This is a genomic window from Halomonas sp. HNIBRBA4712 (assembly GCF_043558675.1).
In the GTDB taxonomy this organism is placed as follows: Bacteria; Pseudomonadota; Gammaproteobacteria; order Pseudomonadales; family Halomonadaceae; genus Vreelandella.
Window position 1 is genome coordinate 40,682 of record NZ_JBIFXR010000006.1, and the last position, 13,784, is coordinate 54,465.

General features: G+C 64.2%; 13 protein-coding genes. 6 read left to right on the top strand and 7 right to left on the bottom strand.

The features are described from left to right. Positions 1-5 precede the first annotated feature (5 nt). The 3 genes from ACGK9R_RS12410 to ACGK9R_RS12420 form a co-directional block, all read right to left on the bottom strand. Entirely contained in the window at positions 6-1,034 is a 1,029-nt protein-coding gene (locus ACGK9R_RS12410; RefSeq protein ID WP_394581699.1) for a YcjF family protein, read from the bottom strand. Then, positions 1,031-2,419 carry a YcjX family protein gene (locus ACGK9R_RS12415; protein WP_394581701.1) on the bottom strand — a complete coding sequence of 463 codons (1,389 nt, stop codon included), beginning with the start codon at positions 2,417-2,419 and terminating at the stop codon, positions 1,031-1,033. The genes ACGK9R_RS12410 and ACGK9R_RS12415 overlap by 4 nt, the downstream gene beginning before the upstream one ends. Positions 2,420-2,506: 87 nt before the next feature. Next, a complete protein-coding gene (locus ACGK9R_RS12420) occupies positions 2,507-3,379 on the bottom strand; it encodes a D-hexose-6-phosphate mutarotase (RefSeq protein WP_394581703.1) in 873 nt (290 codons plus the stop codon). Between the two features lie 158 nt (positions 3,380-3,537). Between ACGK9R_RS12420 and ACGK9R_RS12425 the strand changes: the two genes are divergently transcribed. From ACGK9R_RS12425 to nikR, 5 genes are all read left to right on the top strand, one after another. After that, positions 3,538-3,780: a GlsB/YeaQ/YmgE family stress response membrane protein gene (locus ACGK9R_RS12425; RefSeq protein ID WP_394581705.1), complete on the top strand. Its 243-nt coding sequence runs from the start codon at positions 3,538-3,540 to the stop codon at positions 3,778-3,780. Between the two features lie 204 nt (positions 3,781-3,984). Next, positions 3,985-6,444: a YbeU/YbeR family protein gene (locus ACGK9R_RS12430; RefSeq protein WP_394581706.1), complete on the top strand. Its 2,460-nt coding sequence runs from the start codon at positions 3,985-3,987 to the stop codon at positions 6,442-6,444. Positions 6,445-6,636: 192 nt separating this feature from the next. After that, the gene (locus ACGK9R_RS12435) at positions 6,637-7,161 is read left to right on the top strand and encodes a C40 family peptidase (RefSeq protein WP_394581708.1); all 525 of its coding nucleotides are present in this window, start codon (positions 6,637-6,639) and stop codon (positions 7,159-7,161) included. Positions 7,162-7,224: 63 nt separating this feature from the next. After that, entirely contained in the window at positions 7,225-8,415 is a 1,191-nt protein-coding gene (locus ACGK9R_RS12440; protein ID WP_394581710.1) for an MFS transporter, read from the top strand. Between the two features lie 10 nt (positions 8,416-8,425). Beyond that, positions 8,426-8,827 (top strand): nickel-responsive transcriptional regulator NikR, encoded by a 402-nt coding sequence (nikR, locus tag ACGK9R_RS12445; RefSeq protein WP_394581711.1) that lies wholly within the window; start codon positions 8,426-8,428, stop codon positions 8,825-8,827. Between the two features lie 80 nt (positions 8,828-8,907). Here the strand turns inward: nikR and ACGK9R_RS12450 are convergent, their stop codons facing one another. Next, complete coding sequence (locus tag ACGK9R_RS12450; RefSeq protein WP_394581713.1) at positions 8,908-9,390, bottom strand: peptidylprolyl isomerase; 483 nt, start codon at positions 9,388-9,390, stop codon at positions 8,908-8,910. Between the two features lie 180 nt (positions 9,391-9,570). On the opposite strand from ACGK9R_RS12450, the gene ACGK9R_RS12455 reads away from it, so the two are divergent. Further along, the gene (locus ACGK9R_RS12455; RefSeq protein WP_394581715.1) at positions 9,571-9,852 is read left to right on the top strand and encodes a hypothetical protein; all 282 of its coding nucleotides are present in this window, start codon (positions 9,571-9,573) and stop codon (positions 9,850-9,852) included. A 97-nt stretch (positions 9,853-9,949) separates the two neighbouring features. On the opposite strand, the gene ACGK9R_RS12460 is transcribed toward ACGK9R_RS12455, so the two are convergent. The 3 genes from ACGK9R_RS12460 to ACGK9R_RS12470 form a co-directional block, all read right to left on the bottom strand. Continuing rightward, on the bottom strand, positions 9,950-10,417 hold the full coding sequence (locus ACGK9R_RS12460) for a glycine zipper 2TM domain-containing protein (protein ID WP_394581717.1): 468 nt from the start codon (positions 10,415-10,417) through the stop codon (positions 9,950-9,952). A 313-nt stretch (positions 10,418-10,730) separates the two neighbouring features. Continuing rightward, positions 10,731-12,326, bottom strand: a complete 1,596-nt coding sequence (locus tag ACGK9R_RS12465; protein ID WP_394581718.1) for an isocitrate lyase — start codon at positions 12,324-12,326, stop codon at positions 10,731-10,733. 275 nt (positions 12,327-12,601) lie between these two features. Beyond that, positions 12,602-13,780, bottom strand: a complete 1,179-nt coding sequence (locus ACGK9R_RS12470; protein WP_394581720.1) for a JmjC domain-containing protein — start codon at positions 13,778-13,780, stop codon at positions 12,602-12,604. Positions 13,781-13,784: the final 4 nt, after the last annotated feature.

Below are 13,784 nucleotides of genomic sequence, written 5' to 3' on the forward strand. Positions count from 1 at the left end.
AGCGGTCAGCGGTCAGCGCGCTGCTGGGCGGGCTCCTTATCGGCCCGTTTGAGCTGGCGCCACAGCGACTGGCGCAGATCGGAGAGTTTGGGCTGCTCTGCGGGCGTGAACGCCAGCGGCCGGCACAAACGCTGGGCGCGAAGGCCAAGACGCGCGCTCAAAAGGCCGGTGGCCAGACCCTGGCCGGCGCGGGTCGAAAGCCTGGCGGTCAAGTCGAGCGAGAGCATGTCCATGCTGACGTCAGAGGCAAGCTCGGTGGCGCCGGCGAAGGCCATGTTGTGCAGGACATTGCGAAAAAGGCGCAGGCGGCTGGCGTAGCCAAGCTCCAGCCCGTAAAGCCGACAGAGCCGATCGACCATGGCCAGGCTTCGCCAGGCGACCAGCGCCATGTCCACTAGTGTCAGCGGGCTGATCGCTACCATTAGCGCGGTTTCGCCGGACATGCGGGTAATCAGCTGCTGCGCACGGCGATCTCTGGGGGCGAGCAGGTGATAGCATAAAAGCGTTTGCACCTCTTCGCCGCTGTGGTGCGGCTGGCAGGCATTCTTGAACGCCTGCCAGTGCGGGTCGTCGTCACCAAGTTTGAGCTGGACTTTCAGCTTCTCGGCCAATGAGGTGGCCTGCTCGAAGGAGCAGTGGGGCAGCGCTGCGAGCTCCTCGCGCAGCCGGTCGTGGCGCTTGAGCCGCTTGAGCCGGCCAAGCTCCTTGACCAGCGACGCGCCGCCGAGCGCGATCAACCCCAGGCCAAAGGCCTGCCAGGCCACGCTCAGCCAGGCCGAGCCCGCAATGGCGTCGGGAATCCCGGTGGCGAACTCGGCGGCGCCCAGCCCACCTGTGCCAATCAGCGCGAACATCAGCCCCCAGCGGCGCTTGCGCGGCGCGCCCAGGTTGGCCTCGGGCAGTGCGCGCGCTTCGGGCGCGGTCAGCGGGCTATCCTCGCGCAGCGGGTCGAAGCGCTCGCCGGCGCGCAGCGGCTCATCGCTTGGCGGAGCGTCGTCGAGGCTGAACTGGCGGCGCGGGTTGGGCGTGGTCATTGCAGCTTGTCTCCAATCAGCCAGTCGAGCGCGGCGTCCATGCGAATGTGATCGAGCGCGTCGCTCTCGCGGCTCATCGGGCGAAAGCTCGGGTAGTCGAAGCCCTGGCGCTGCCAGAACTCGGCGGTAGGCAGCCGGGTCGGCACGTCGCCGGGGTAGAGCAGCACGTCTTCGCCCTCAAGCGTAGTGCCCCTGAGCGCCGGGGTGCGCTGGCCGTTGTCCTGCACCTCGCGGGCCTGGGTGGCGCGAATGGCGGCGAGCGAAAACGCCTTCACCGGCACGTTGGCGTAGCGCAGGTCCTTCAAGGGCTCCGCCAGAAGGGCTTCGAGCAGCGTCACCACGTTGGCATGCTGATCCGGCGTGACGTGGTCGGCCTTGGTGGCGGCGATGGCGAGCCGGTCGATCCTTGGCGCGAACATTCGCGTGAGCAGGCTGCGCTTGCCGTAGTTGAAACTCTGCATCAGCTGGCCAAGGGCGCTTGAAAGATCCTCGAAGCGCTCCGGCCCGGCGTTGAGCGCGCCCAGCACGTCGACCAGCACGATCTGGCGGTCGAAGCGGCGAAAGTGGTCGCGGTAGAAGGGGCGCACCACCTGCAGTTGGTAGTAGCGAAAGCGCGCGGCAAGCGTGGCGTAGAGGCTCTCGGCAGGCAGCGCCTCGAGAGTTTCGCGCGGTTGGGTCAGATCCGGCAGCGGGAAAAACTGCAACACCGGCGCGTCCTCGAGCTCACCGGGCAGCAGAAACCGCCCGGGCTGAAGATCGGAAAAGCCCGCCTGTTTGGCGCGCTTGAGCCCGTCGGCGTACTGCTTCGAAATACTCGCAAGCGTGGTCTCGTCCACCGGCTGGGCCGGGTCGAGTGTGGCGAGCGACTCGAACCACTCCTTGAACAGCGCCCGGCGGTGGGGCCCCTGGTGCTGCGCCTGGGCCTGACACCAGCTGTAGAAATCGTGCTGCAGAAGCGGCAGATCCAGCAGCCACTCGCCGGGGTAGTCGAACAGATCCAGCGTCAGGTGCGCGGTCTCCGGGGTGAACCAGCCGCTTTGCGCTGGCTTGAAGCGAAGCTCCAGGCGTAGCTCGCTGATGCCCCGGGTCGGCGCCGGCCAGCGCGGGGGCGTGTCATCGAGGGCGGCCATGCCTGGATCATAAGGAAACCGCGGCACGCCAAGATCCGGCTGGTTGAGCCGTTTGGCGCCCAGGAGGCGCCCTTCGCGGGCGGCGGGCAAAAGGTCGAGCCTGGCCTCGAGCCCGGCATGGCGCAGCTGGTTGACGAGCGAGGTCAAAAACGCTGTCTTGCCCGCCTGGGAGAGCCCGGTAACCGCAAGGCGCAGCTGGCGGTCGCGACCGCGCTCCAGCAAATTGTTGAGCTCCCGACTAAACGGCTGCGGCATGCGGGTCGTTCCCTGAAGGTGAAAGATCGAAGGGTAGTGCCTTTGATTTTAGCAAAGCGTTGATTAACCGGCGATTAACGCAGTGCCTCATGCCCGGCTCAGCGTGGTACCCAAAAGGTGCTGGGCGCCGGGTACCAGCCACACCGGGTCAAGGCGCGTATTGGCGGCTTCCACGCAGATGAAACGAAAGCCCACCTCTTGAGGTGTATCGCCAGGCAGTACATCGCCCGGGTGCCAGACTACGGTGGAGTCGCTCGACTGCTTGGCCACCCGCAGCGTGCGCTCGCCATCATCGAGCGTTACTGCTTCGTTGGTGTGGTAGATACGATCGACCGGGCCTTTCACGGCGAGCACGCCCTGCTGTTCGGCCTCGGCGAAATCCCTGAGCTTATCGAGGTAGCGCGCGCCGGCCAGGCCTTCGAGACGGCACTGGTGGGTGTTCGCCACGGCAAGATAGGTGTGCAGCGCCGCGCTCATCTTCACCGGCGTCTCGCCGATGTTCTCGCTGATCAGCTCGACGTTCAGGCGTTGGGCGTTGGCCTGAATGACCACCCGCACGGTCAAGTGGCTATGCAGTCGTTCGGCAGGGGAGAGGTGAACTTCGATGCCTTCGGCGTGTTCGTCGACCGCCTCCAGGCGCCACTGCGCCTGGCGGGCGAGACCGTGGAAGGGGCCGTCGCGTTCGGGGGATTCGTCGGCGTAGCGCTCGCCGGCAAACCAGGGCCAGCAAAGCGGAATGCCGCCGCGCACGGTGTCGGGAAGCGTGGCCGGGCTCGGCGTTACCCAAAGCCAGGGCGCGGTGTCGCCTTCTGGCTTGAAGTGCAGCACCTGGCCGCCCTGTAGACTCACGACCAGCTCCCCCCAGCCCTGGTTGAATACCACCACCTCGCGGCCCTGCCAGGTAGCGTTGGACTGGCCGTCGGTATCGGCGACGAGGGTTTGCAAAGAGTCGGGGATCATGAGGAGTCCTTGAGTCGGGCGGCGGGGCGCGGCGGCACCTGCGGGCTAAATTGGCTTGCATTTAAACCAGGCGAAACCCTGGTGCTGTGTGCTATGTTAGGACAAGCGCGCACGGTAGGTAAAACCGGCGCCACTATCGAGAAAACCAGGGAGGTATTATGGGCTTTTTAGCATGGCTTATCATTGGCGGCCTGGCTGGCTGGATTGCCGGCAACATCATGCGCGGCGGCGGCTTCGGTATCATCGCCAATATCGGCGTGGGTATCATCGGCGCGGTCATCGGCGGCTTTCTATTCAGTCTGCTCGGTTTGCAGGCGGGCGGCTTCATCGGCTCGCTGGTCACTGCAACCGTGGGTGCCGTGGTCCTTTTGTGGGTCATCAGCAAGGTACGACGCGCCTAGTCATTGAACGCGGTATGGCACGCGGTATCGACAACACGCCTTGACGGTGAATAAGGCAACAACTTTTCAAACGCCGCCCCGGACAGCGCTCCGGGGCGGCGTTTTTGCATTATTCCCGGCACGCTATCGGCCTTGGAAGGAGTTTCCGTTACACTAGGGCGCTTTGTTCTGGCGCGTTGCCGAGTGTCGTTTTCGAGGTGTCTTTTGGCCGATGCATTAACTGCCTGGTGGGCCCAACAGCTGCTGCTGTGCGATTGGGCGATGACAACGCATCCGTTAGCCGTGGATAGCGCAAGCGCCGAAAAGCGGCTCGAGGTATTAGGGATCTCCCACCGAGGCGAGCTGGTCGATAAGTTTCTTCACGGGTTGGGGGCGAGCAGCGCCAATCCCCACCACCTTTTGAGCGCGCTTGAGTGGAGTGCGCTGGCGGGTGCGGCGGGCTGGATCTCACCGGCGCAGGCCAGCAGCTGGGCACACCACGTCATGCGCCGCATCGCCGCGGAGTATCGCGATCTGCGCGGCTGGCTGCGCGATTTGCGCCTGGCCCTGGGCAGCGCCCCGCAAGACGTTCAGGAGCGCTTTCAGGACGCGTGCCAGCAACTCGCCCAGGCGGAGCGCGAATCCCACGGCGTTAGCTGGGAGCAGTTCACGCAAACGCTTTCAAACTGCTCCGCGCCAGAGCCGCTCTGGCCGGATACGCCCAGCGCTCGCCCCTGGCGCCTTGGCGCGCTACTCCATCCGGTGATGTGCTACCCGGCTACGCCTGCCGACTGGCGCGATGCCGGCTCCTGGCTTGCAAAGGTGTGGCAAGTGCACGACCGCTCGGAACTTCTAGGCGTCGTGCTCTGGCTCAGCGCTCAGGGCGATCGTCAGCGCTGGGATATCGAAGCGCGCGAGCTTCAAGGGATGGATCACGCCCAACGCAAGGAGTGGCAGCGCGGCGCCGACGACGAGTTCGCGTATGCGGCGGTGCTCATTGGGTTCGTCGACCAGGGTGAGACCTTCGACTGGGCGGCCTGGGACTGGCTGCGCATGATCGAACTCGCCTGGGCGGGGGCGTGCTGCGGGCTCTTGAGCCAGGAGGAGGCCGACGATATTGCCGCCCACGGCGCCGATCTGGTGAGTCAGCGCTACGCCGACTGGACGGCGCTTTTGAGCGCCTTTCGGCGCGGTCAGAGTCTTTTCGAAGGCGTTGACCGGCGCGCCATGACGCCCAACGACCACCAGGTGCTTCTGCTTAAAGCGTCCTGCACGCCCTGGAATATCGCCCCCAATGTACTGCTCGAGCCGGAGGTCAAAAGCGCCTCGCGCGCGCGTTTCAAGGATTGGCGCGCCACCGGCCACCACTGGCTGCTGGCGCTGGCCAGCGTGCGCGAACCCGACGCCATGCTGCGCCAGCTCGACCCCGGCGCCTTCATGGGCGAAAAGCGCCGCGCCGATGCCGCGCTCTACCTTCAGGATGCCCTGGCGCTTCACGCTGATGAAGGCGCCGAGGCGCTCGAGCGCTACTGGCTGCCCGCCCAGGCGCACCACCTCAACCAGCTGGCCGCCGACGCGGTGCATGGCGTCATGCCGCCGACGAGCACGCCGTTTGGCCGCCCCCATGCCGACGAGATCCGAAAGCTTCAAAGCCTGAAAGGGGTGAGCCGGCACGCCGCTACCATTCACATGGCCGAGAAGTTTGCCTTTTACCTCTACATGGCCTTCGATAGCCAGCTCTTTGACGACCGCGCGCTGATCCGCTACGCCGATGCGCTGAAGAGCTGCCTGTGCCGCTTCTACCCGTCGCCCAGGCATCTGCTGGAGGCCTGGTTCGCCTGGGAGGGGTGTTTGCCCGAGCCGGAGCACGACTCGCTGCTGGGGGAAATCGCCTGGCACCTGGAAGACCCGGGCAGCCTGTTCCACTGGCTGGACTGGCGACCGGGCAGCTGGCAAGAGCCTGGTGAGCGGCCAAGCCTCAATCATTTCACCGCCATGGCGCTGGTCGGCCCGCTCAACAGCGCCGTATGGAGCGAGCCCCAGCCCGAGAGCGAACGCGAGCGCGCCTCGATTCGGGAGTGGGTCGACAGCCACTACCATCTGGCGAGCGCCGCCGACATGCAGGAGTTTCTGACCTTCATGCTCGAGGCCGGCGATCGTCAGGAGTATCAGATCAACTACGCGCCCTACACGCTCAACCCGGAGCGGCTCGAAAGCGAAATCGCCATTCTGGAGTCCGGCGAGTGCGTGGAGGAGGAGCGCCACCACCTGCTGCGCCTGCGCCGGGTGCGCGACAACGAGGATGGCTGCAACGATGTCGACATGGCGGCCTGGGACATCGCTCAGCTGATGGATCTGGCGATCGCCGGGCGTCAGCTCGATTGGCTCGACCGCAGCGCCTTCACGCGCATTCAGGACCGCGCCTACCAGCTTGCCGACGCCCACTACGCCGGCTGGCAGGAGTACGCGGCGGGCATGTACGCGGGCTTTTCGTTCTTCATGGGCGAAACCGCCGAGCGCGCGGAGTTTCTCGCCGGTTTTCGCCAGGCCCTGACCGGCTGGCTCAGCGGCGCCCCGATTCTCGCCGGCCCCTGGACGAGTCTGGACTTCCCCGGCACCCGCCCACGCCACTTCGCGCCGCTGCACATCGACACCTTGCCGGGCGATCAGCGGATATTACATTGAGGCTCGCCAAACGCCCTGTAATTGGCTTATAGTCCTTGGCTAGAAAAAAAGCTTGGTTTCGGGTCACTATTTCAAGGGGTTGTTTGCATGGTTTCGTTGCCACATTCGTTTGTGACAGCTGCCCGTGTCGTGGGCGCTTGCGTGTTTTTATCCTTATTGACAGGCTGTGCCGGCTCCTCCTCGCGAGAGGGTATGGAGCCCCCCGATGACTACTTCGCGATGTCGATGCCGGGGCTGAAACGCGGCTCGAGCGCGCTGATGTCGCCCATCGACAACGTCTCCGACCAGCTTCGCAGTTTCCAGACCCCTCCACCAATGATGATCAAGAACGCGCTGCTCGCCCAGCACGAGCAGTGGTCCGGGACCCCTTACCGGATCGGCGGCACTACCCAGCGCGGGGTGGACTGCTCTGGCTTCGTTCGAAACATTTACCGCGATGCGTTTAACCGGGATCTTCCAAGATCCACTACCGATCAGGTCCACGAGGGACGCTTGATCGACCGCCAGGAGTTACAGGCGGGCGATCTGGTCTTCTTCCGACCCCCCGGCCCCTACAATCACGTTGGTATCTACATGGGGGACGGCTACTTCATGCACGCCTCGTCCTCACAAGGGGTGATCATCTCGAGCCTGGACAACGAGTATTGGCAGCGCTATTACTGGCAGTCGCGCCGCGCGCTCGAGCCCACGCACCTTGCTCAGCTGGGCGGCTATTAAACGCGCCGGGGGCGAGGTCGATCAGACGCCCCCGAGTGCTGCCTCGTTTTTCCCGAGTTCGTCATGATCGAAGCGGGAACCCGCGCCTGGTGGCGTGCGACGGCCGCGCTGTGTCTTGGCTCGTTTCTCGTGTTCATCAACCTCTACGTACCGCAGCCGCTTTTGCCGGCGCTGCGCGAGACCTACGGCGTCTCGACGCTTGGCGTCAGTTTTCTGATGTCCTTTGCTACTCTTTCGCTGGCGCTTTCGCTTCTGGTCTTCGGGCCGCTGTCGGATGCGATCGGGCGCGAGCGGATCATGCGCCTGACGCTGATCGCCGCCGGTGTACTGACCCTTGCGTTGGCCTTCGCGCCGAATTTCGAAATGCTACTGGCGCTGCGGCTGTTGCAGGGGTTCGTGCTGGGCGGGCTGCCGGCGGTGGCGATTGCCTGGATGGGCGACGAGTTCGAAAAGCCGGCGCTTCTGAGCGCGGTGGGGCTTTATATCGGTGCCAACTCGCTTGGGGGTATCAGTGGGCGGGTCGTGGGCGGCGTGGCCGCCACGCTCGGCGGCACTGCGGCGGCGTTTCTGGCGGTGGGGGCGATCACGCTGGTGGGCTGCGTGCTCTTCTGGCGGCTGCTGCCCAGGGGCAGGGCGTTTGTACCGCGCCGGTTCAGGCTTCGTCTGGCGCTCGCTGATCTGGCGCACCATCTCAAGACGCCGGCGCTTCTGGCCGCTTACGCCCTTGGCGGCATCAACTTTCTGGTTTTCATCAACCAGTACAGCTATATCACCTTTCGGTTGGCGGCGCCGCCCTATGCACTCGGCGCCGCCGCTTTGGGGTTGATCTTTCTGACCTATCTTGGCGGCACCTTGGGCTCTACGGTATCCGGGCGGCTGGCCGAGCGCTTTGGCGCCGCGCGCTGTATGGGCGCCGGCATCGTCATTCTGATGCTCGGCACCGCGGTGACGCTTTGCGAGCCGCTTTGGCTGGTGGTGGCAGGGCTTGTGATCAATGCCTTCGGCTTCTTTCTCTGCCACTCGCTCGCCTCGAGCTGGGTCGGGCGCAACGCCCAGGGCGCACGCGGCAGCGCCTCGGCGCTCTATCTGGTGTTTTACTACCTGGGGGCGAGTATCGGCGGGTTCTGGCTCGAGCCGTTCTGGCGCTTTGCGCAGTGGCCGGGCGTGGCCGTGGGCTCGTGGCTGCTGCTCGGATTGACGCTTTGTATCGCGCTGGGGCTTTGTCGGTTCGAGCGGCGCGCGGCGCATCAATAATGGAGGAGTCATGCAGCGAGTAACGCTAACCCTGGACGACGAGTTGATCAACGAGGTGGACGCACTGGTGCGCCAGCGCGGCTACCAGAACCGCTCCGAGGCGATTCGCGATCTGACCCGCAGCGGGCTCAAGGCGCAGCCGCGCCGCGCGCCGGAGGATCACGTCTGCACGGCGGCGCTGGTGTACGTTTTCGACCACGGCGCCCGCGAGCTATCGAAGCGGCTGACCCGCCACTCCCACGATCATCACGACCTGACGCTCTCCACGCTGCACGTGCACCTCAACGCGCAAAGCTGCCTCGAGGTGGCGCTGTTGAAGGGCAAGGCCCGAGCGCTTCAGCAGTTTTCTGACGAGGTGATCGCCTCGCGCAGCGTCCGCCACGGCCAGCTGGTGCTGATTCCCGAGGCCTGAGCGTAGGGTGCTTTTGCTAAACGCAAAAAGGGCGACCCGAGGGCCGCCCTTTCAATTGGCGTACTGCTTGAGTAAAGCGTTTAGTGCTCTACGCCGCCTTCGCCGTGCACGTGGCCGTGCTCGACTTCTTCCTGGCTTGCTTCGCGCACATTGGCGATTTCAACGTCGAAGTTCAGGTGCTGGCCGGCCAGCGGGTGGTTGCCATCGACCACGACCGTGTCGCCTTCGACCTGCTTGACGGTGACCATCAGCGGGCCGCCCTGAGTCTGGGCCTGGAACTGCATGCCGGGCTCGACGTTTTCGACACCCTGGAAGGCGTCACGCGGCACTTCCTGCATCAGCTGCTCCTGGACTTCGCCGTAACCCTCTTCCGGGGTGACCTTGACGTTCAGCTTGTCGCCTTCGTTGCGGCCTTCGAGCTCTTTTTCGAGGCCCGGGATGATGTTGCCAGCGCCGTGGAGATAGGTCAGCGGCTCGCGGCCCTCAGAACTGTCCAGCACTTCACCTGCATCGTTGGTCAGGGTGTAGTGGAACGCGACAACCGAGTTCTGCGCAATTTGCATTGAATAACCTTTCGGTGAGTGCATGTGCCTTAATGGTAACGCGTGTGGAGCGGCTTGTCAGGGGGCGGCCCGGGTTTTCCCCACTCCCGAAGTCGATGGTATTGCGCCTCAAGCGGCCGGGCGATACTCTAAGTGCCACTTTTTTCCTCGCCCTTTCAGCCAACCTTCTCGGGAGTTGTCATGACCACCATTCTGGTTTTGTGGATCATCGCCTTTGTATTGATTGCCTATTTCGCTTACAAGCGCTGGGATAGCGGCGTCAGCGAAGGGCTGGACAAGGTTCTGCCTGCCGCCCTTAAAAGCCGCGGTGAAAGCCGCTACGTCTGGATCCTCGCACTCGCCGTGCTGGGCGCCACCGCGCTGGTCAACCCGGTCGAAATTCTGCTGGTGGCCATTCTTCTGGCCATCATCGGTCTGGTCGTGGCCAAGCTCGCCAACTGGGCGAGCGGTCTGTCGCACTAAGCGGCTACCGCCACACCCGGCATCAACGTAAAAAGCCCGGCCAGTTCATTTACTGGCCGGGCTTTTTTGGATGGCGGTCGTTCGGGACGGCCCTGGTTTAGTAGGGCGCCACGCTCATGTTGCCGCCGCTGCCGATCAGGCGCACTCGCTGGCCTGCCTGGAACTGGCGGTCGGCGCGCTGGACCACCACCACGTCAGTGCCGTCGTCGCGGCGAATTTCCATTTCCAGGGCGCGTACGCGGTTGGCGCGATCCTCGACCGAGCTACCCGCCACCGAGCCGCCGATAGCGCCAGCCACGGTCGCCAGCTGGCGGCCGGTACCGCCGCCTACCTGACTGCCGAGAAGACCGCCGAGCACGGCGCCACCACCGGTGCCCAGAAGGCCTCCGGCGCGGCTATCGGCCTGAATCTGTACCGGGCGCACGGCCACGATGGTACCGTAGCTCACGCTCTGGCCGGTCTGGGCCTGGTTGCCGCGGTAAACGTCACCGGAATAGGGGGCGGTATTGGCACAGCCTGCCAGGGTCAGAAGGCTCAAGGCGGCCACGGGTAGAAGACGTTTCATAAAATTCTCCAGATCTCTCAGCGCAAGGCGGCTGTTGGTCGCGTTAGGGTTATCAAACGGTGTTCGTTAAAGATAACCAAAGTCATGAGCTATGACTACCTTTGACTCGAAAAGGTCACGCCACTTCAAAAAAGGTCATGTTTTAGCCGCTATAGGCACGCAGTGTGCATGAAACGTGCAAGTCGTGCGGCGACTGGCAAGGTGCACTCTTTTGAAGTGCGGTGACGCGTTCAGACTTTAGTGAACGCACGCCGTTTGTGCAAGGGCTGTACAAGAGGCGCCGGGGAAGACTCCGGCGCCGGGTAGGGCGGGATTAAAACTGGTTCATGGTGTTGTCCTTGCCACCGGCCTTGAGCGCCGCGTCGCCGTGGAAGAACTCCTTGTGATCGTCGCCGATGTTCGACCCCGCCATGTCCTGGTGCTTGACCGTAGCGATCCCCTGGCGAATCTCCTGGCGCTGAACGCCGGCGACGTAAGCGAGCATGCCCTCATCGCCGAAGTAGCCCTTCGCCAGATTATCGGTGGAGAGCGCCGCCGTATGGTAGGTGGGCAGGGTGATCAGATGGTGGAACACGTGGGCGTCTTTAGCGGCATTGCGTTGGAAGTCCCGCGTCCAGTCGTCGGCGAGTTTGCCAAGCTCGGTGGCGTCATACTCGGCGCTCATCAGCTTGTCGCGAGCGTAAGCGGAGACGTCCTTGCCTTCTTTCTGCCAAGCGTCGAACACCTGCTGGCGGAAGTTGAGCGTCCAGTTGAACGACGGCGAGTTGTTGTAGACCAGCTTGGCGTCGGGCACCACCTCGCGGATGCGTTCGACCATGGCGGCGATCTGGCCCACGTGCGGCTTCTCGGTTTCGATCCACAGAAGGTCGGCGCCGTTTTGCAGGCTGGTGATGCAGTCGAGCACCACGCGATCCTCGCCGCTGCCGGGCTTGAACTGGTAAAGGCCCGAGGCCAGGCGTTTGGGCTTGACCAGCTTGCCGCCCTGCTTGATCACTACGTCGCCGTTGTGGATGTCATCGGCGCTTTTGATCTCTTCGCCATCCAGAAAGCTGTTGTACTGGTCGCCCAGATCGCCCGGCGTGTGGGTCACGGCGATCTTCTGGGTGAGACCGGCGCCGAGCGAGTCGGTGCGCGCGACGATTACGCCGTCGTCGACGCCGAGTTCCAGAAACGCGTAGCGTACGGCGTTGATCTTGGCGAGGAAGTCCTCGTGGGGCACGGTGACCTTGCCATCCTGGTGGCCGCACTGCTTCTCGTCGGAGACCTGGTTTTCGAGCTGGATGCAGCAGGCGCCGGCGAGGATGAACTTCTTCGCCAGCAGGTAGGTGGCCTCGGCGTTGCCAAAGCCGGCGTCGATGTCGGCGATGATCGGCACGATGTGGGTTTCGTGATGATCGATCTTTTGGGTCAGCGCCTCGATCTGGCCGCGATCATTGGCCGCTTTCGCCTCGTCGAGCTGGCGAAACAGGTGGTTGAGCTCCCAGGCGTCGGCCTGCTTCAAGAACGTGTAGAGCTCCTCGATCAGCGCCGCCACCGAGGTTTTCTCGTGCATCGACTGATCCGGCAGCGGGCCGAACTCGGAGCGCAGCGCGGCGACCATCCAGCCGGAGAGGTAGAGGTAGCGCCGTTTGGTCGAGCCGAAGTGCTTCTTGATCGCGATCATCTTCTGCTGGCCGATGAAGCCATGCCAGCAGCCCAGCGACTGGGTGTACTCGGCGTGATCGTTGTCAAACGCCGCCATGTCGGCGCGCATGATGCTAGCGGTGTAGCGGGCGATATCGAGCCCGGTATGAAAGCGGTTCTGGGCGCGCATGCGGGCGGCGTACTCGGGTTTGATCGCGCCCCATTTGCCGCGCTGTGACTCTACCAGTTGAGCCATCGCCTTGATGTCATCGAGAAGTTCTGTCATGTCGCATTCTCCGGTCGTGTTCGCAGTCGGCCCCTCGGGGCGCCTTTCCCGCGCCGAGCTGGGCGGGCGTGTGTTTACTATCGACAAGGTGGTGCAGTGCAGCAATTGACACTTCGGGGCAGGGGGCGTCGTAGTTAAACGACACGGGCTTACCCGAAAGGCGCGTTTGGGTAGTCGTTTTTCGCCACCGCGTAAGCCCGGCGAGCCAGCGACAAAAAAAGCGCCGCTTGAAAGCGGCGCCTGAAAGGTAAGCGGGAAGAGAAAGCCTGTGCGAGCTACTCCTCTTCTTCACCGCCAAAGAAGCCGAGGCTGCCGGCATTCACCAGCTGGGTAAGCACGCTCGCTGCGCCTTCAAGCTCCAGCGCGTCGTCGTACATCGGCGTGGTATCGACGATGCGCCGGGCGAGCGGCTCGGCGCAGGCGAGGCCGTCGCCGTCGACGAACAGCGTGGTCCTGCCCGCTTCGGTGCGCCAGGCAAAGCGCGAGCCGGGCATGTGAAAGAGCGGCTCGCCCTGGTGTAGTTGCGCGACAAGGTCCTCTTCGCTCATCGGCTCCTCAAGCGGCATGACCTGGTCCATATACTTTGGTTGGGTCATGACGCGACCGAACCACTGGGCGAGCTCGCCGGGCTGGTCCAGCGTCGAGAGGATGAAGTGGCGCATCCGCTCGATGGCGGCATCGTCGAGCTCGCCGGGGTTTTCGGCGGGGGCCATGCCGGCGTCGCTGTAGCGCGTCGAGCCGGGCAACTGCTCGCCCAGGTAGTCGGCAAAGGACGTGATCGCCTCATCCGCCGAGAGCGCGCGAAAGCCCACCGAGTAGGTCATGCAGTCGTCGGTCTGACTGACGCCGTGGTGCGCCCAGCCCGGCGGCAGATAGAGCATGTCGCCGGGGTTGAGCGTCCAATCCGAGTCGGGCTCGATCTCGAAGGTCTCGAGAATCTTCAAATCGATACCCTGGAGGATCGGCGCGTCGTCCGGCTGCTTGCCACCCAGCTGCCAGCGGCGCTGGCCGCGGCCCTGAAGCAGGAACACGTCGTACTGGTCGACGTGAGGCCCCACGCTGCCCCCGGGCGGGGCGTAGCTCACCATGATGTCGTCGAGGCGCCAGGCGGGGAGAAAGTCGAACGCCTTCATCAGCGCGGCGACGTCCGGCACGTAGTGGTCGACCGCCTGAACCAGCAGGCTCCAGCGGCTCGACGTCAGACGCTCGAAAGTGGCATCGTCGAAGGGCCCGGCGCTGACCTGCCAGGGGCCGTCCGGCCCGTTCTCCTCGACCAGCCGTGCCTCGACGCCGGGCTCGCAGGCAAGGCCCGCCAACTCGTCCGGGTCCAAGGGGCTGATAAAATCCGGTATCGCGCCGCGAATCAACAGCGGGCGTTGCTGCCAGTAGCTTTTCAGAAACTCTTCCGGCGTAAGATCGCCCAGAAGGGTGAGCGGCTCGTGACGATTACTCATGGCG